15 protein-coding genes and 1 riboswitch are annotated in these 18,142 nt (G+C 59.5%); of the genes, 5 read left to right on the top strand and 10 right to left on the bottom strand.

The features are described 5' to 3' along the window. Positions 1 to 133 precede the first annotated feature (133 nt). Positions 134 to 2,023, bottom strand: coding sequence for a phosphomethylpyrimidine synthase ThiC (thiC, locus tag JQF37_RS17940; RefSeq protein ID WP_047536631.1), 1,890 nt, complete (start codon positions 2,021 to 2,023; stop codon positions 134 to 136). 164 nt (positions 2,024 to 2,187) lie between these two features. Continuing rightward, a riboswitch (TPP riboswitch) is annotated at positions 2,188 to 2,293 on the bottom strand. Positions 2,294 to 2,488: 195 nt separating this feature from the next. Here thiC and JQF37_RS17935 point away from each other — a divergent pair. Further along, the gene (locus tag JQF37_RS17935; RefSeq protein ID WP_103403348.1) at positions 2,489 to 3,925 is read left to right on the top strand and encodes a TolC family outer membrane protein; all 1,437 of its coding nucleotides are present in this window, start codon (positions 2,489 to 2,491) and stop codon (positions 3,923 to 3,925) included. Between the two features lie 72 nt (positions 3,926 to 3,997). Here JQF37_RS17935 and waaA read toward each other — a convergent pair whose 3' ends face one another. Next, positions 3,998 to 5,278 carry a lipid IV(A) 3-deoxy-D-manno-octulosonic acid transferase gene (gene waaA, locus JQF37_RS17930; protein ID WP_130204982.1) on the bottom strand — a complete coding sequence of 427 codons (1,281 nt, stop codon included), beginning with the start codon at positions 5,276 to 5,278 and terminating at the stop codon, positions 3,998 to 4,000. After that, the gene (locus JQF37_RS17925) at positions 5,271 to 6,191 is read right to left on the bottom strand and encodes a LysR family transcriptional regulator (protein WP_130204984.1); all 921 of its coding nucleotides are present in this window, start codon (positions 6,189 to 6,191) and stop codon (positions 5,271 to 5,273) included. Before JQF37_RS17925 ends, waaA begins: the two co-directional genes overlap by 8 nt. A 103-nt stretch (positions 6,192 to 6,294) precedes the next feature. Between JQF37_RS17925 and JQF37_RS17920 the strand changes: the two genes are divergently transcribed. The 4 genes from JQF37_RS17920 to JQF37_RS17905 all read left to right on the top strand — a co-directional run bounded on the left by JQF37_RS17920 (position 6,295) and on the right by JQF37_RS17905 (position 9,700). Continuing rightward, a complete protein-coding gene (locus JQF37_RS17920) occupies positions 6,295 to 6,627 on the top strand; it encodes a multidrug efflux SMR transporter (RefSeq protein ID WP_130204986.1) in 333 nt (110 codons plus the stop codon). 90 nt (positions 6,628 to 6,717) lie between these two features. Further along, positions 6,718 to 7,893, top strand: coding sequence for an FAD-dependent oxidoreductase (locus JQF37_RS17915; protein WP_130204988.1), 1,176 nt, complete (start codon positions 6,718 to 6,720; stop codon positions 7,891 to 7,893). Further along, positions 7,890 to 8,702, top strand: a complete 813-nt coding sequence (locus JQF37_RS17910) for an aldo/keto reductase (RefSeq protein ID WP_047536622.1) — start codon at positions 7,890 to 7,892, stop codon at positions 8,700 to 8,702. The genes JQF37_RS17915 and JQF37_RS17910 overlap by 4 nt, the downstream gene beginning before the upstream one ends. Before the next feature lie 32 nt (positions 8,703 to 8,734). Beyond that, a complete protein-coding gene (locus tag JQF37_RS17905; protein WP_130204990.1) occupies positions 8,735 to 9,700 on the top strand; it encodes a metal ABC transporter ATPase in 966 nt (321 codons plus the stop codon). Between the two features lie 57 nt (positions 9,701 to 9,757). Here the strand turns inward: JQF37_RS17905 and JQF37_RS17900 are convergent, their stop codons facing one another. The 7 genes from JQF37_RS17900 to msbA all read right to left on the bottom strand — a co-directional run bounded on the left by JQF37_RS17900 (position 9,758) and on the right by msbA (position 18,044). Further along, on the bottom strand, positions 9,758 to 10,558 hold the full coding sequence (locus tag JQF37_RS17900; protein ID WP_130204992.1) for a hypothetical protein: 801 nt from the start codon (positions 10,556 to 10,558) through the stop codon (positions 9,758 to 9,760). 73 nt (positions 10,559 to 10,631) lie between these two features. Continuing rightward, on the bottom strand, positions 10,632 to 11,336 hold the full coding sequence (locus tag JQF37_RS17895) for a hypothetical protein (protein ID WP_130205132.1): 705 nt from the start codon (positions 11,334 to 11,336) through the stop codon (positions 10,632 to 10,634). A 3-nt stretch (positions 11,337 to 11,339) separates the two neighbouring features. Further along, a complete protein-coding gene (locus JQF37_RS17890) occupies positions 11,340 to 12,314 on the bottom strand; it encodes a glycosyltransferase (RefSeq protein WP_130204994.1) in 975 nt (324 codons plus the stop codon). Positions 12,315 to 12,442: 128 nt separating this feature from the next. Further along, positions 12,443 to 13,864 (bottom strand): bifunctional D-glycero-beta-D-manno-heptose-7-phosphate kinase/D-glycero-beta-D-manno-heptose 1-phosphate adenylyltransferase HldE, encoded by a 1,422-nt coding sequence (hldE, locus tag JQF37_RS17885; RefSeq protein WP_130204996.1) that lies wholly within the window; start codon positions 13,862 to 13,864, stop codon positions 12,443 to 12,445. A gap of 64 nt (positions 13,865 to 13,928) precedes the next feature. Further along, complete coding sequence (locus JQF37_RS17880) at positions 13,929 to 15,329, bottom strand: PIG-L family deacetylase (protein ID WP_130204998.1); 1,401 nt, start codon at positions 15,327 to 15,329, stop codon at positions 13,929 to 13,931. Between the two features lie 4 nt (positions 15,330 to 15,333). Continuing rightward, positions 15,334 to 16,230: a GNAT family N-acetyltransferase gene (locus JQF37_RS17875; protein ID WP_130205000.1), complete on the bottom strand. Its 897-nt coding sequence runs from the start codon at positions 16,228 to 16,230 to the stop codon at positions 15,334 to 15,336. Next, positions 16,224 to 18,044 carry a lipid A export permease/ATP-binding protein MsbA gene (gene msbA, locus JQF37_RS17870; RefSeq protein ID WP_130205002.1) on the bottom strand — a complete coding sequence of 607 codons (1,821 nt, stop codon included), beginning with the start codon at positions 18,042 to 18,044 and terminating at the stop codon, positions 16,224 to 16,226. Before msbA ends, JQF37_RS17875 begins: the two co-directional genes overlap by 7 nt. Positions 18,045 to 18,142: the final 98 nt, after the last annotated feature.

Below are 18,142 nucleotides of genomic sequence, written 5' to 3'. Positions count from 1 at the left end.
GGACATTTGTTGTTGTGTTGACCGCTATCGCCAGCAGGCTGGCTCCCACAGGGGACTTGTGGCGTTCACAAATCCAGTGTGGGAGCCAGCCTGCTGGCGATGGGGCCTATAGGCCCCATCCTTTCAGGTCAGATCAAACTTTCTGGTACAGCTGACTGCCTTCTTTCTTGAAGCGCTCGGCCTGCTCGGCCATGCCTTGGGCGACGTCCACGTCCAGCGCTTCGATCCGCTGGTTGGCCGCGTACTCGCGCACTTCCTGGGTGATTTTCATCGAGCAGAACTTCGGCCCGCACATCGAACAGAAATGCGCGACCTTGGCCGAATCCTTCGGCAGGGTTTCATCGTGATACGAGCGAGCGGTGTCCGGATCGAGGCCGAGGTTGAACTGATCTTCCCAACGGAACTCGAAACGCGCCTTGCTCAAGGCATTGTCCCGAATCTGCGCGCCTGGATGCCCCTTCGCAAGGTCGGCGGCATGAGCGGCGATCTTGTAGGTGATGATCCCGGTCTTCACGTCATCCTTGTTCGGCAGACCCAAATGCTCCTTCGGCGTCACGTAGCAAAGCATGGCGCAACCGAACCAGCCGATCATCGCCGCACCAATACCCGAGGTGATGTGGTCGTAGCCTGGTGCGATGTCGGTGGTCAGCGGGCCGAGGGTGTAGAACGGCGCCTCGTCGCAGCACTCGAGCTGCTTGTCCATGTTCTCTTTGATCAACTGCATCGGCACGTGGCCCGGGCCTTCGATCATGCATTGCACGTCGTGCTTCCAGGCGATCTTGGTCAGCTCACCGAGGGTTTCCAGCTCGCCGAACTGCGCTTCGTCGTTGGCGTCGGCAATCGAACCCGGACGCAGGCCATCGCCCAGCGAGAAGCTGACATCATAGGCCTTCATGATTTCGCAGATTTCGTCGAAATGGGTGTAGAGGAAGTTTTCCTTGTGGTGCGCCAGGCACCACTTGGCCATGATCGAACCGCCACGGGAAACGATGCCGGTCACTCGCTTGGCGGTCATCGGCACATAGCGCAACAGCACGCCGGCGTGGATGGTGAAGTAGTCGACGCCTTGCTCGGCCTGCTCGATCAGGGTGTCGCGGAACAGCTCCCAGGTCAGGTCTTCAGCGACGCCATTGACCTTCTCCAGCGCCTGGTAGATCGGCACGGTACCGATCGGCACCGGCGAGTTGCGGATGATCCACTCGCGGGTTTCGTGGATGTGCTTGCCGGTGGACAGGTCCATGACCGTGTCCGAACCCCAGCGAATACCCCAGGTCAGTTTCGCCACTTCTTCTTCGATGGACGAACCCAGGGCACTGTTGCCGATGTTGCCGTTGATCTTCACCAGGAAGTTACGGCCGATGATCATCGGTTCCAGTTCGGTGTGGTTGATGTTGGCTGGAATGATTGCGCGACCACGGGCGATTTCTTCGCGGACAAACTCCGGCGTGATTTCTTTCGGGATGCTGGCGCCGAAGCTGTGACCGGCGTGCTGCTGTTTCATCAGGCCGGCAGCGCGGGCCTCTTGCAGCTTCATGTTTTCGCGGATGGCGACGTATTCCATCTCGGCGGTGATGATGCCTTTGCGCGCGTAGTGCATCTGGCTGACGTTGGCCCCGGCCTTGGCGCGGCGCGGGTTGTTGACGTGAGCGAAACGCAGCTTGGTCAGTTCCGGATCGGCCAGGCGCTCCTGGCCGAAGTGCGAGCTCAGGCCAGGCAAGCGCTCGGTATCACCCCGGTCGTCGATCCAGGCCGAGCGCACATCGCCCAGACCCTTGCGCACGTCGATGATGACGTTGGGGTCGGTGTACGGGCCTGAAGTGTCATAGACAGTGACCGGGGCATTGATTTCGCCGCCGAAATCGGTGGGGGTCACGTCCAGGCTGATTTCGCGCATCGGCACGCGAATGTCCGGGCGAGAGCCCTGCACATAAATTTTTTGCGAGCGGGTAAAAGGCTGAACCGACTGCTCGTCGACCTTGGCCGATTCGCTCAGGTGGGTGTCGTTTTTTGCTTTTGTCGTCATCACGGGCTCTCCAGACAGCATCCAGGCAGTGGAATTTTGTCGGAGCGAACCTGTAAACGAATGGACGCACGGGCGCTGGGAATTCCAGCAGTGCTGTGCTCAGTGCTCGAGGGGTGTTCGATTGTCGAACAACATCCCGGACGAAGCACAAGAGGACTCGCCGGGTGACGAGAAATCTTGTTCCCTACGCAGGCGCTAACCTGATCAGGTTCAACGGGATCCGAAATTATTCGATCTCAGCCTCATAGCAAGGCACCCCGACAAGAACCCGGCCAGTCTAGACACAACTGGCAAAGAACGCCAACACTGCGGCAAATACCATGATGAATGGCGCAATTGCAGGATTGTTGGCGCCCCGATGCGCCACTACACTCGCTACGCCGTCGCGCGCATTGACGTTGCACGTGTCGCGCCTTAGCCTTGGCGCTCAAATTACTTGTGTAATATTAATTCTAGGGAACGCCTATGCTGCGCAAACTCTCACTGGCCCTGGCCGTGTCTTGTGCGTCCAATGGAATGGCCTGGGCAGAAGCGCCCTTATCCAACAAAACCGATCTGGTCAGCGTCTATCAGGAAGCGGTGAACAACAACGCCGACCTCGCCGCCGCCATGGCCCAATACGGCGCCCAGAAGGAAGTCGTGCCCCAGGCCCGCGCCGGCCTGCTGCCTAATCTCTCGGGTGGCGCGCAAGTGTCCAGCGCGCGCACCTCGCTCGATCAGCCGTCGACCACCGCCAACCGCAATGCTCATTCATACCAGGCCACGCTGGCGCAGCCGTTGTTCCGTGCCGATCGCTGGTTCCAGTTCCAGGCCGCCAAGGACGTCAATGAGCAGGCCGCGCTGCAACTCTCGGCAACCGAGCAGAACCTGATCCTGCAAACCGCCAACAGTTACTTCAACGTACTGCGCAGCCAGGACAACCTGGCCTCGACCAAGGCCGAGGAAGCCGCGTTCAAACGCCAGCTCGATCAGTCCAATGAGCGCTTCGATGTCGGCCTCTCGGACAAGACCGACGTGCTCAACTCACAAGCCAGCTACGACACCGCACGCGCCAACCGTATCGTCGCGCAGCGCCAGGTGGATGATGCATTTGAAGCGCTGATCACCCTGACCAACCGTCAGTACAACTCGATCCAGGGCATCAGCCACAACCTGCCGATCCTGCCGCCAGCGCCGAACGATGCCAAGGCCTGGGTCGAAACGGCGGCTAAACAGAACCTCAATCTGTTGGCCAGCAACTACGCCGTCAGCGCTGCCGAGCAAACCCTCAAGCAGCGCAAGGCCGGCCACGCGCCGACCATCGATGCCGTGGCGAAATACGAAAAAGGCGATAACGACGCCCTGGGCTTCAGCAACCCGAATGCCTTTCCCCAACCCTACGGTGGCAACGTCGAGCAAACCTCGGTGGGCCTGCAGCTGAACATCCCGATCTACAGCGGCGGCCTGATCAACTCCCAGGTGCGCCAATCCTATGCACAACTGGATCAGATCGAGCAGCAACGCGAATCCCTGCGCCGGCAAATCGTCGAAAACACCCGCGACCTGCACCGCGCGGTGAATACCGACGTCGAACAGGTACAGGCACGCAAGCAGTCGATCATTTCCAACCAGAGTGCGGTGGAAGCGACCGAAATCGGTTATCAGGTGGGAACACGAAACATCGTTGACGTGCTGGATGCGCAGCGCCAGCTGTACACCTCGGTGCGCAACTACAACAACACCCGCTACGACTACATCCTCGACAACCTGCGCCTCAAGCAACAGGCCGGCACGTTGAACCCCGGTGATTTGCAGGACCTGGCGCGGTGGCTCAAGCCCGACTACAACCCGGACAAGGACTTCCTGCCGCCGGATCTGGCCAAGGCGGCGGCTGACCAGTTGAATGCAAGACCGGGTCAGTAACAAACAAGTCCTGGTGAAAGACCTTTGTGGCGAGCGAGCGTGCTCCCTCGCCACTAAGGGTCAGTGACAGATTCAAGCCCGCTCGATCAACCGCCCCAACCCATCCAGCAACCGCTGCAATGCGCCCTGATTGGTGCGCATCACCTTCAACCCCGCCTCCGCCATCCGCTGCGCATCCCTGGGCAATTCGAACAGACGCTGCACCGCCAGTGCCAAGCCTTCGGCATCCTCCACTTCCTGCAACGCCCCGGCGCTGCGCAACTGCGCGGCGATTTCGAGGAAGTTGAACAGATGTGGACCGCTCAACACTGGCTTGGCCAGCGCCGCCGGTTCCAGCAGGTTGTGCCCGCCATTGGGCACCAGGCTGCCACCGACGAAGGCACTGTCGGCCAAGGCATAGAGAAACAGCAATTCGCCCATGGTGTCGCCCAGCAACACCGACGTCGAGGCAGTGACCGGCTCGCCCGTGGAACGACGGACCGTGGCAAAGCCCTGCTGTCGGCTCAACTCGAACACCGCATTGAAACGCTCGGGATGGCGCGGCACCAGAATCAGCAAGGCATCGGGATGGCTCGCCAGCAACTGACGATGGGCCGCCAACACCACCTCGTCTTCGCCCTCGTGGGTACTGGCCGCGATCCACACCGGGCGGTCCTGCGCCTGCCATTGGCCACGCAGTTCGGCGGCTCGCAGCAACAGCTGCGGGTCGATGGTCAGGTCGAACTTGATTGATCCAGTGACTTCAACGGTTTGCGCCCTAGCCCCCAGATCGCGGAAGCGCTGGGCCTCGGCTTCGGTCTGCACCGCGAACAGGCTCATTTCGGCGAGCATCGGCCCGGTCAGCTTGGTAAAGCGGCCATAGCCTTTCGCCGAGCGTTCGGACAGGCGCGCATTGGCCAACGCCACGGGAATCCCGCGCCTGGCGCATTCATGGATATGGTTGGGCCACAGTTCTGTCTCCATGATCACCGCCAGCCTTGGCTGGACCCGATCAAGGAAGCGCCGGGCGGCGCACGGCAAGTCGTACGGCAAATAGCAGTGCTGGATGCGCGGCTCATTGGCAAACATCGCCTGGATGCGCTCCGAGCCGGTCGGGGTCATGCAAGTGACGGTGATTGGCAGGTGGGGATAACGTTGCAGCAGCGCGCGAATCATCGGCGCGGCGGCAATGCTCTCGCCCACCGATACCGCGTGCACCCAGAGGCCACCCGGTTGCATCGCCGGCATCCCACAGGAGAAACGCTCGCCAATGCGCTTGGCATAGGCCGGCGCCTTGCGCGCCCGCAGCCACAGCCGAATCGCTACCAATGGCAGCCCCAGATAAAACAGCGCGGTATACAGAGTTCTATTCATGGCGGCGGAGTTTATCGGTTTTTTCGCCGATCGCCTGCAAGTGCACGGCAAAACGTTCCGCCAGCCAGCGAGCCGCCGGACCGAGGGGTTCATCGCGGCGCCAGACCAGTTCCACCACCAACGCCGGCGGGGTCCACTCGCTGCTCAACTCGACCATTTGCCCCTGATAGGTCGGGTACTGCACCACGTGGCGCGGCAGCCAGGCCCAGCCGAGGCCACGCACCAGCCATTCCGCCATCACGTAAAAGCTGTCGGCCCGCCAGACTTGCGGGCTGGCCGGCTCGCTGCCGGGATAGAGACTGGACTGGGTCGACATCAGCAGCTGGCGATGCCGGGCCAGCGCCTGGCGATCAACCTGGGCCTGCTTCGCCAGCGGGTGGTCGACGCCGCACACGGTGACCATTTCCACGCTGCCAAGCACTCGGCGTTCCAGCGCTTCGGGGATCTGGTCGTGAAAGAACAACAAACCCAGATCGGCACGACGCTCCACCAGTTTGCGCGCCACCTCACCCTGGGCCGCACTGGTCAATTGCACCTCCAGGCTGGGAAAGCGCTCAGCCAGCGCTTCGAAGCTTTCGATGACCGGCTGGTAAGGCATGGCCTCATCCTGAGCCAGGCGCAGACGCGCCTCCTGTCCACGCATCATCGCCAGCGCCCGGCCATTGAGGCGCTCACATTGACGCAGCACTTCCCGCGCTTCTTCCAGCAAGGTGTTGCCGGCTTCGGTGAGTTTCGGCTGTCGGCCACTGCTGCGATCGAACAGGCTGACGCCCAGGTCTTCCTCCAGCAGCGCGATCGAACTGCTGACCGCCGACTGCGCCTTGCGCTGATTCCGTGCCACGGCCGAAAACGAACGTTGCTCCGCCACGCTGACAAACAAACGCAGCTGCTCCAGGTTCCATTGCATGCTCATGCCCAAACCCATCTTATTAACAGATAGGTAATGACTTTACCGCATCTGACGAATCCCTAGAATGCCACCTCAGAAAGCAACACTTCATACGAGGATCGACCCCATGACCGCTTACTACTACCTGGCCATTGCCATCTGCGCCGAAGTGATTGCCACTGTTTCGATGAAAGCGGTCAAAGGCTTCAGCACCCCACTGCCGCTGCTGCTGGTGATTGTCGGTTACGGGATTGCCTTCTGGATGCTGACGCTGGTGGTGCGCAGCGTGCCGGTGGGCGTGGCTTACGCGGTCTGGGCCGGCATGGGGATCGTGATGGTCAGCGTGGCAGCGCTGTTTATCTACGGGCAGAAGCTGGATGTGCCGGCGATGCTGGGGATGGCGTTGATCGTGTTGGGCGTTGTTGTCATCCAGCTCTTCTCCAGGACTGCCGGGCATTAAGATCCGCGCACAATCCACTGTGGGTGCATCAGCCCCTCCAATCTTTGAGCCTGTATACTGCGCCCTCGTCTTGAACACTGAGGTCGCTGCATGCCATCCGTTATTTCCACCGACGTTCTGATTGTCGGCGCTGGTGTCGCCGGCCTCTGGCTGAATGCGCGCCTGCGCCGCCAGGGGTTTTCGACCGTGCTGGTGGAAAGCGCCAGTCTCGGTGGCGGGCAAAGCCTGAAGTCCCAGGGCATCATCCACGGCGGCGCCAAATACGCGCTGCATGGCGCCCTGACCGGCGCCTCGGAAGCCATCGCCGACATGCCGCGCCGCTGGCGTGAGGCCCTGGCCGGTGACGGCGAACTGGACCTGTCCGGCGTGCGCCTGCTGTCCGAAGCGCACTACCTGTGGTCTCCAGGCACGATCGCCGGCAACCTCACCAGTTTTTTCGCCAGTAAAGCCGTGCGTGGTCGCGTCGATCAGGTCAAGGGCGATCAACTGCCGCCCGCCCTTCAGGACAAGCGCTTCAAGGGCAAAGTCTATCGTCTGGCGGAACTGGTGGTCGATGTGCCGAGCCTGATCCGGCGCCTGGCCGATCTGGCGGGTGACGGGTTGCTCGCCGGCCAGAAGATCGAGCCGCTGCTTGAAGCTGGCGTGCTGGTCGGCCTGAAGGTGGACGAGCGCGAGATCCGCGCCCAACGCATCGTCTTGAGCGCCGGCGGCGGAACGGCTGCGCTGCTCGAAGCGCTGGGCCTGAGCCAGCCTGCCATGCAGCGGCGGCCGCTGCACATGATCATCGCCAAGGGCCCGAGCCTCAAACCGCTGTACGCCCACTGCCTGGGCGGCGGCACCAAACCGCGCCTTACCGTCACCACGCACCCGGCCGCCGATGGCCAATGGGTCTGGTATCTGGGCGGCGATATCGCCGAAACCGAAGGCGTCAACCGTGAGCCTGCGGAGCAAATCGCCACTGCGCAGAAAGAACTCGCCCAGTTGCTGCCATGGATCGACCTGAGCACCGTGCAATGGGCCACCTTGCGCGTGGATCGCGCCGAGCCGCTGCAATCGGGCCTGACTCGCCCTGACAACGCGTTTCTCGCCGAGGAGGGCCGGCTGCTGGTGGGCTGGCCAACCAAACTGGCGTTGGCGCCGGACTTCGCCGACCGGGTGATTGCGAGCCTTGCCCGCGATGGCATTCAACCGGGCCCGGTGGCGCCACTCCCCGAATTGCCAAAGCCGCCGATGGGCGTCCCGGCGTGGGAGCAACTGCTGCCATGAGCCAACCCACCCTGCATGACTTGCATCGTCCCCTGGGCAGCACCGGCCTGCTGGTGTCGCCGCTGGGCCTGGGTACGGTGAAACTCGGACGCGATCAAGGGGTGAAATACCCCAATGGCTTTCAGATCCCTGACGACGACGAAGCGCGCATGCTGCTCAAGCTGACCCGCGACCTGGGCATTAACCTGATCGACACCGCTCCGGCCTACGGTCGCAGCGAGGAGCGCCTCGGCCCTTTACTGCGCGGTCAGCGTCAGGATTGGGTGATTGTCAGCAAGGTCGGTGAAGAATTCGCCGACGGCCTGTCGCGGCATGACTTCAGCGCCGCGCATACCCGATTCTCGGTAGAACGCAGCCTGCAGCGTCTGGAAACGGATTTTATCGACCTGGTGCTGGTGCATTCCGATGGCAACGACCTGGCGATCCTCAATGACTGCGAAGTCTATGCGACCCTCGCCGAACTCAAGGCCGAGGGGAAAATTCGCGGGTTCGGCTTTTCCGGCAAAACCGTCGACGGCGGCTTGAAGGCCCTGGAGCAAGGTGATTGCGCGATGGTCACCTACAATCTGAACGAGCAAACCGAAAAGGCTGTCATTGACTATGCTGCTGCTCACGGCAAAGCCATTCTGGTCAAAAAAGCCCTCGCCAGCGGTCACGCATGCCTGAGCCCGGGCGTGGACCCGGTGCGCGCCAGTTTCGAATTGTTGTTTGAACATCCGGGTGTTGCCAGTGCTATTGTCGGGACCATCAATCCGCTGCACCTCGCCCACAACGTCGCGACCGTTGCCCAGGTCCTACGTAGCAACTGACGCCGCCCACGCGGCCTTAAGCAGGAGCCGACATGCCGCGTACGCTCATAAGAAAGAACCCGAGCAACTTCAAGACCCTGCCGTTATACGTCGAAGCGACTCCCGAAGGCCTGAGCTATCAGAGTGTCGGGAGGCCGCTGAATTTCTCCCAGATCCTGCAGCGTCGCCGTCCGGTGACGGTCGCCGACACGGAGCGGTTTTCACTTGAACTGGCCAATCTCGGCGTTTCGGTACGCCTGACGCTGCATTGGCAGAATCGCGATTACTGGGTGCTGGTGCGTCAACGCCGCCAGGACCGTGGCGACGTGGTGCTCAAGCTGATCTCCGGCTATGTCCCGGCCCACGAGTTGAACCTGCCGTTGCACACGGCCATCCAGGAGATTGCCGAAGAATGCCTGCTGGAAACCCCGGAAGGCTGGCTCGGCGGACGCTTCAACGACACCTGGCTGCCGGCGCCCTACTCGTCGGCCCTGCACTACCGCGAGGCCTTGCCGTTTCGCCTGACGCCGCTGTCCGGCTCGGCTCGGCCGGTGCGTTGCGCCAACCTGCAGTTGATCGAACGCCCACGCGCCTACGTGCATCTGCCGACGGCGTCGTTGCAATTGATCTACGACTTGCGCCTGGACGTGCCCAAGGAAGCCAAATCCTTGAGTTTGTTTCATGTTGATGAACGGCTGGAAGGCGATCAACTGGTCGCCCGACTCGATCGCAAGCGTCCCGATTTGTACCTGATGCCGCTTGAAGATGGCGTCCCGGTTCCCGAGCTGTTTACGCTTAAACGCGGCTCGCTGATTCCGGCCAGTACTCGCGGGCTCTACCTGGCAGAGAGTTTTGCGACCCAGGAAGGCTGGATTGTTCGCGAAGAACGCATCCGCTGGAAGGACTGGCTCACACAGCAAGGGCTTTGCACACCCAAAAATCAGCGACAAGGGCTCAAGCAGATGAGTGCCAAGGCTATGGGACTGATCCGGCTGGTAAAGGGAAGCCTGAACAAGTAAGGGGAAAACAACTACAGAAATGCAATCAAACGCATCTCTGATGGACTGAATCCAGTTCTAGCGCCGCTTATCCCTGAAAGTGCGTAGCCGTGCAAAAAAATGGAAATAGCGATTTTCACGCTTGCCCATGTTGCGCTTGGGAGAGAACGACTCTTCAGCAAACGCACCATTGATCCGCACGCGCGAAGCCGTGGTATCCACCGTACAGACCTTGGCACCTGCTTGCTGCAGTACGAATTTGAGCAGGCGCTCTGAATGCAGCTTGCGCCCGGTCGCCGTACAGAAATCGAAGATGCGCTCAATCCTTTTGCCATAGGCAACGTAAGTATCACGCCCACAAATGGCGAAACGATCATTCAACCCACCCCACCACTGCCAATCCGGAATGTAGATGTTGCGTCGCCTGGCTTCGGGGTGCTTGAACACATAAGCGGGAAGCGGGGTGTGATAGAAAGTGTCCGGTCGCACAAATACGACGAAATCAGGATTGAACGACTCCATCATCGTGGTGACAGCGTGCAGCGAATTCAGTTGATAGATCAGGTTGCGCAGTGACGCAAAGTCATCAGCCCAGGTGTCGCCAAGCGTTTTGACTCGATCAAAATCCCAACGATCCAATACGCCGTCCGTTGAAGCCAGCAGGCCCGTCATGGACTCGAAAACCTGATAATTATCGGCCTTCAACTCACCCCGCTCACCTGAGCGCGAGTTTTGCACTTCGTCAATTTTGTAGAGATGATAAAAGCACTTTACGTTGCTGTCCGGAGGAAGTTGCGCAAGGACATTTTCTTCAATGGAGGGAAAACAGATTTGCGAGTTTCTTGGAATACCGAAAAATGCGACTGCAATGTTCAACACTCACCAACACCTTTGAAAATTAATGTGAGCCCGCTTTTCAGCCCCCCACCTGCGACCGTATACGATGCGACTTTCATTTGCGACGAAGCAGTACTTGCCACCAGGGGCGACGCTGCAATGGAACGACGGTGACGTTCGACTTTTCCAGCCAATCCCGCTCATAAGCCCAGGCATGACCGCCCCAGAGTTTTCCTGCTTCATTGGAAAAACCCAATGTCATGAGCTGATAGGTATAACCGGCATGACCGCGTAACCAATCGAACAACACCAGGGCATTGAAGCCGGTGGAAGGGCCGACATAACGTTTTCCTCCCGGTCGGTCCACCGGGTAGTTCCACAGCGCAGGCAATGGAATACGCTCCCAGTAGAGGGCCACTCGCGGCAAGGGACAGATCTGCCCAGTACACCCCACCAGCATTGTGAAACAACGCTCACCCGACTGTTCGAAAAGCCGCTGCACCTGAGGCCCATAAGGAAGGCCGAAAAAGTACGCGTCCGGTGCATTGAACCCATGAACGAACACATTGACGCTTTGCGCAGATAGCAGCGGTGCCGGAATGCAGTTATTGAAGCTGACCACGATGTCATCGGCACCGATGTCCAGCGCCTGAAAGTCCGTCGCAGTAATGGCCGGATTGTTGGCGATCAGCACAACGCGGGCCGCTCGGCCCAGGCAATCCTTGAGCGGCTGCGGCATGCCATCGGCAACAATTTGATGACCACCGGGCAGAGCGTCCAGCATCATTTCCTTACCGGCTTCAGGCGTTTGAAGCTGCATCATTTATCCCTGAACCTTCATCCTGTAGCGTAGCTTTACCCACAGGCGAGTGAATGCAGAAGGCGGTGTCCATTCGCGCATTTCACGCTGGATTTCGGCAGCCAGGGTTTGACCCACACGGGCAAACGAGTAGCGGCTTTGCGCAAACTCTTGTCCGTTGCGAGCAATACGTTGCGCGAGTAATGGGTCGCTCTGCAGCAACTTGATCTTCTCCACAGCCTCATCTTCGCCGCGATAAAACACCGTGTTGTGCATATCCTCAAAGCCGAGCAACTCGTCCTCTTCCCCCTGACTCCAGGCCAGCAGCACGCAACCACAGGCCATCGCTTCAAAATTCTTGATCATGAATTCATTCATGCCGATGTCGGCGCTGACAAAAATCTTGATGCGATTGAGCGTTTCCAGGTACTCGGCACCTGACTTGGTTCGGGTCACGAGCATGCCAGTACGCTTTGAAAGCGACTCCAGTAGCGCCTTGCGCTGAGCGTACTCAGTACTTTTCAGGCTTCCCAGAAAGCCGATGGGGATGTCTCTTTCAATGCCGGTATTGCGCAGCATCTGTTCGTCATAGCCTTTTGAAACGAACACTGCGTCAATATTCTCTGCCTGCATTTGACGCGCAACGACCGCTCCCGATACCAGCGCACGGCAGCTCGGCAAACGACTGTACAGACGTGAGTACACATGGCGGTATTTGCTGGCGGGCATGTAGTTCTGATAAGCGTCGTGCTCAAGAAAGACCAAACCTCGAATACACTTCAACACCCTGAGTTGTCGGGTGAGGCGCTTGACCCTGGAGAAAATCACCACCCGGTCGAAGTTTTGATACTCGACAGAAGCAAGGAACGGCCCCAGGTTCATCTGCTGTTGTTTGCTCAGACGATAGACGATGCATTCATTGCAGTGTCGTTGAACGATTTCGTACAACCGGTCCAGGATGACTCGCTGTTCGTCCATTACCAGGAGCATGACTTTCATATAGCTATTTACCACGCGTCAATTGCAGGCAAGCGCATCAGGTTCAAACCAGAAAACACCTGCCGGACCGTTAAATCCTTGTGGCAGAACCCGCTGACGCGCAGTACATAATCTGAAAAAATCACGAATCAACGGCTGCGAATTTTCTCGACAATCGCCGTTGTCGAGCTGTTTTCCACCAGCCCCAGCACTTTCACGGCGCCGCCGTAAGCCGTCACGATGTCCGCGCCGACCACTTGGTCAATCCCGTAGTCCCCACCCTTGACCAGCACATCAGGTTTGACCTCGCGCAGCAGGTTTTCCGGCGTGCCTTCCGGGAAACTGATCACCCAGTCAACAGCACCCAGCCCCGCCAGTACCGCCATGCGTCGGTCAACACTGTTGATCGGACGACCCGGCCCCTTCAGGCGGCTCACCGACGCGTCGTCGTTGACCGCGACGATCAGACGATCACCCTGGGCCCGCGCCTGTTCCAGATACGTCACATGACCGGCATGCAGGATGTCGAAGCAGCCGTTGGTGAACACGATTTTCTCGTTGTGCGCACGGGCGTCGTCAACGGCGAGCAACAACTGCTCGAGACCCAGCACACCACGCTCGGAACCTTCTTCACGCTGAATGGCGCGGCGCAGTTCCGGTGCGCTAATGGCCGCCGTACCCAGCTTGCCGACCACGATGCCCGCGGCCAGGTTGGCCAGGGCAACCGCATGGGGTAACTCCTCACCGGCAGCAATGGCCGCCGCCAGGGTGGAAATCACTGTGTCGCCAGCACCGGTAACGTCAAACACCTCACGGGCACGGGCCGGCAGGTGCAACGCCGGATGATCCGGACGCAGCAGGGTCATGCCATGCTCGCCACGGGTCACCAGCAAGGCGCCGAGCTCGAGATCGTGCATCAGCTTCGCGCCCTTGCTCACCAGCTCGTGCTCATCGGCGCAGCCACCGACGATGGTTTCGAACTCGCTGAGGTTCGGCGTGATCAGGCTCGCACCCCGGTAAATCGAGAAATCCTTGCCCTTGGGATCAGCCAGCACCGGAATGCCACGGGCACGGGCCGCCTGGATCAGCACCTGATGATTCTTCAGCGCGCCTTTGCCGTAGTCGGACAGCACCAGCACCTTGATGCCTTCGAGCAATTCGTCGACTTGCACCGCCAGCGCCATGGCGTCGGTGGCGAACGGTTCTTCGAAATCGATACGCAGCAACTGCTGATGACGGCTCATGACCCGCAGCTTGACGATGGTCGGCTGGTGCGCGATACGCTGGAACAGCGCCCGCACACCTGCGCCCTTGAGGCTATTGACCAGGCTGTCGGCGGCTTCATCGTCGCCCGTCACGCCAACCAGCGAGGCCGGCGCGCCGAGTGCGGCAATGTTCAACGCAACGTTGGCGGCACCGCCCGGGCGGTCCTCGATGTTCTCGACCTTGACGACCGGTACGGGTGCCTCAGGGGAAATCCGTGAGGTGCCACCATGCCAGTAACGGTCGAGCATGACATCGCCGACCACCAAGACAGGGGCTTGATCGAATCGCGGCATGGACAACTTCATGGAGCAACCCACATACAAAATGAACAGGGGCGCGATATTAACACAGGGGCAAGCGCCGTCCGCTTCATTCTGAAACGTCGCGTACCCAGAACAATTCATGGCGCCGGACGGCCTTGCGGAAAAACTCGTTACTGCCCGTGACTGGCCAGCGCCGGCACGCCAAAACCTGCTGAATCCAGCGTCGCAATTGCCGTTTGAATACCGGCGCCCCTTGCAGGTCATGCTCCATCGCCAGGGCCATCGCCTTGTCCAATTGCACATCCCGGGACAGCAGCGGACTCCACAGCCTGTCGGCGGGCAGCGGCTCGACGGCGGGAGGCAAAGCGATGCCAGCCCCGGCAGGCCCCATTGGCCAGCGATCATTGTCATGCAGGTGGTTGGCGTACATCAGCAAAGTCTTCGGCTTCCAGGCGCTGGCAGCGATTGCCTCAAGAACAGCGCGAGTGGAGGCAACATGATCACCATGAGGGTCCAGTTCAGGATGGGGCGTCACGATCACCTCCGGGCGAAAGTGCTCCAGCAATGATTTCAGGTCGGCAACCAGGTTTTGCCAGGTCGGCGCACCGTCAACATCGGCGGGCAAACGCAACGAGTTGTGCCGACGCATACTTCGCACGTCACTGTCGCCGGACTCGCGCGAGCCAAAAGCCTTGGCCGGGTCCTGGGCCATCAAGGGCAATTGCAGGCAGTAATAACCCAACTGCAGACAATGATTGACGGGCACCCCGCCCCAAAGGGGGATGGCCTGACTGTCCCAACTACGCAGACGACCTTTCAATCGCGCGGCTTGAGCCGGGCTCAGGCCCAGGCGCTGATAGGTATCGGCTTCGATCTCACCCTGGGTCAGCGTGACGATGCTGACCTCTTCGGCGCGACTGTAAAGACCGAATGCCGCCAGCTCAGCGTCGTCGGCGTGCGGCGCCATGACCATCACGCGCTGGCGAGCGTAATCGGGATTGACCATGACCCACAGCTTGCCCTTGGCAGCCATGGAGCAATAACGCCCCCTGATCGTCAGCCAGTTCTCCCCAAGCGCATCGCCTTGCCCTGAAACGTTGAGGAAACGCCGCCCTTTGACGCCACGCTCAAAATCCTGGCGGTCATCACCGACCTCGATGTACGGATCAAGCCAGCGCCCCAGCCAGGAGCTCTTCAACTCAAGTTCGAGAATGAGCGTCTCGCCCTCGGCCAACGGCTCGCCCAAACGCACAACGCCGTTGTCCACGCTCACCGTCTGACACGGCGTACCTGGCGGGAATTCGTACTGATAATCGTCACTGGCCCGATAAAACAGATGATCGGCAAACCATGCCTCGTGCGCCACCCAAGCCAGGACGAGCAGGAGCGGCACCAACCACCATTTTAGCGAGAAACCGATGACCACCAGCGACAGCAGGAAAACGACGAGGAACAGGCGTTTGTTGCGTCGATGTGCCTTGAGAAGCCGTTGCTTGCGGGTGTTCATGAGTTCAAACCTGATAGACCGGCACAGTATGACACCAGCGATCCTTATACTCGCGGTCTGCACGACCGAATGAATACCGTAGAGTCTTGCCCAGTGCCTGGGCATCCGCCCAGGCCTGCTGGGTATTGACGAAGCTCAGCACACTGCCGGGGCTGAACTCACGACTCTGGGGGTCCACACCGCCGTTGATGTACTCCAGCGAAACCCACTGCGGCGCTTCGACGCGATAAAGAATCTGAATGGCAACAGGTGCCGAGTCCAGCATCACCACCGAGCCGGTCATGAACTCACGCAGTAAAGTGAAGACCTCTATCAAACCTGCCTTGCCGGGAACGGCAAATCCCCAGCGACGCTCAAACAGGTCGCTGTACGCTGCCGCCTGCTCCTGAGGCGTCAGCTCGGCCATCGGGATCAATGCGCCACCGGCCTCTTCCAGGAGGCGTTGTTCTCGACGCTGGTTGTAGCGAAACTTCTTCGAGTAGTCCTCCGGCGCTCGCGCCAGGGCGAGCCCCTCAGGTTGCGCACGCAATGTGCTGATCTGTGCGGCATTGAGCTGCGAGACATAAGCCATTCGCTGACGCACTGGCACTACAACGTCCGGGGCGATCGGCAGAATGATCTCTGCGTTCCCCATGTCGAGCAGCCCGCGCTTACCCTCTCGCTTGAGCACTTCCTTGGACAAGGCCACATGACGCCCCCAAGAGGCAACAGCTGCCACGACTGCACCGTCGACTAACCAACCCAGATAACGCAGCTCGACGCCAACGAACCCGGACAAACGCTCAACCACCACCGGGTGGGTGGCGAAACTGCCGCCAAAACGCTGCCACGCCTGCTCATAGGTTTCACGGTCGATTTCGGTCCAGCCACGCTCGCGCCAGCCGCGGAAAATCGTCAGCATATGCCGATCACATGTGTCGGTTGTGGTTCATCTCCTTCCTGGAACTCTTTGGAATGCAGGCGGGAGTAATAGCCATTGAGTTCCAAGAGCTGCGCATGCGTACCGCGCTCAACGATTCGACCGCTATCCATGACCAGAATCAGATCAGACCTTTCGATGGTGCTCAAGCGGTGAGCGATCACCAGCGTCGTGCGGTTCTTGACCACGTGATCCAGGGCTGCCTGGATATGTCGCTCGGACTCGGTATCCAGAGCCGAAGTCGCCTCGTCCAGGATCAACAACGGTGCGTCCTTGAGCAGCGCTCGAGCAATGGCGATGCGTTGACGTTGACCGCCGGACAGCAAGACACCATTCTCACCGACCATCGTTTCGTAGCCTTGCGGCATCTTGGCGATGAACTCGTCGGCATAGGCCTCAGTCGCCGCTTTCTTGACCTCTTCAAGCGGCGTACCTGCCAGATCACCGTAGGCGATATTGTTGGCAACAGTGTCGTTGAACAAGGTGACTTGCTGGGTCACCAAGGCAATTTGCCGACGCAGGCTGCGTAGCGTGAAATCCTCGACCTGCACATTATCGAGCAAAATCTGGCCCTGTTCGTGCTGATAAAAGCGTGGAATCAGACCGGCCAGGGTGGATTTGCCACTGCCTGAACGCCCGACCAACGCGACCATCTGACCAGGCTCGATAGTGAAACTGATGTCATCCAGAACCTGTTTGTCGCTGTCGGGGTAACTGAAGCTGAGATTGCGCACTTCCAGACGCCCCTCGAGACGATCTGGCTCAACGGTGCCCTGATCAACCTCTGCAGGCTCGTCCAGTTGCTCGAAAATACTCTCGGCACCCGCCACACCTTTCTGGATGGTCGAGCTGACTTCCGAAAGCTGGCGAATTGGCTTGGGCAGCAAACCCGCCATGGTGATGTAGGCCACCAGCTCGCCAGGAGACGAATCGCCACGCAGGTACAACACCAGGAACATGACCACGGCCATGGCGCTATAGGTCACCAGCTGGAGCACCGGCGTGTAAACCGCGCCTGTCTTGGTCATCGTCAGTTGCTTGTCGGTATTGCTCTGGCTGGCCTCTAAAAAGCGCTTCTTTTCATAGGTTTCGCCACCGAAGCTGCGCACCACGCGATAACCATGGATAGTCTCGGATGCAACGTGGGTGACATTGCCCATCGACAACTGGATCTTTTTGCTTTGCTTGCGGAATTTGCGGCTGGTGCTGTTCACCATCATGCCGATCACCGGCAAGATGGCCACCATGACAAGCGTGAGCTTCCAGTTCATCCACAACAGGGTGCAGAACAGAAAAATCACGGTCATGCCTTCGCGAATAACCACCTTGATCGCATCGGTCGCAGCACCGGTCACCATCGTCACGTTAAAGGTGATGCGGGAAATCAGGTGGCCGGAGTTGTTCTTGTCAAAGTAACCATTGGGCAGGTCCAGCAACTTGTTGAACAGAACCACCCGTAGATCATGCACAAGCCCAAGGGAAACCCGCGCGAGAAAGAAGTTTCCCAGATATGAACCAATCCCCTGCCAGATCGCGATCGCGATAATCATCAGCGGCACACTTTCCAGCAACTGCAACTTACCCAGATAAGGATTGCCCGGAAACAGGCTGATCTCGGGATTGGCCAGGCCGTCAACGAAATACTTGAGGATATAAGCGAGCATCGGCTGGGTCGATGCGAAGATCAAAAAGCCCACGATACTCAGCATGAACATGCCGACATAAGGCCGAACGTAAGTCAAAAGACGGAAATAGATCGCCAGCGTGGACTGGGCTTTCGGTTCAGGATTGCTCATGGTAATCCGCACAAATCAGTAAGGTGCCGATGATATCACACGCCCCAACGGCCCCAATAAACATGACAGGAAGCCACCTCCCGACCAAGTCGGTTAAG

Source organism: Pseudomonas sp. MIL9, from assembly GCF_016887925.1.
GTDB classification, from domain to species: Bacteria; Pseudomonadota; Gammaproteobacteria; order Pseudomonadales; family Pseudomonadaceae; genus Aquipseudomonas; species Aquipseudomonas mohnii.
The sequence above is the reverse complement of the archived record's forward strand: the minus strand, read 5'-3'. Positions and strand labels throughout refer to the sequence as shown.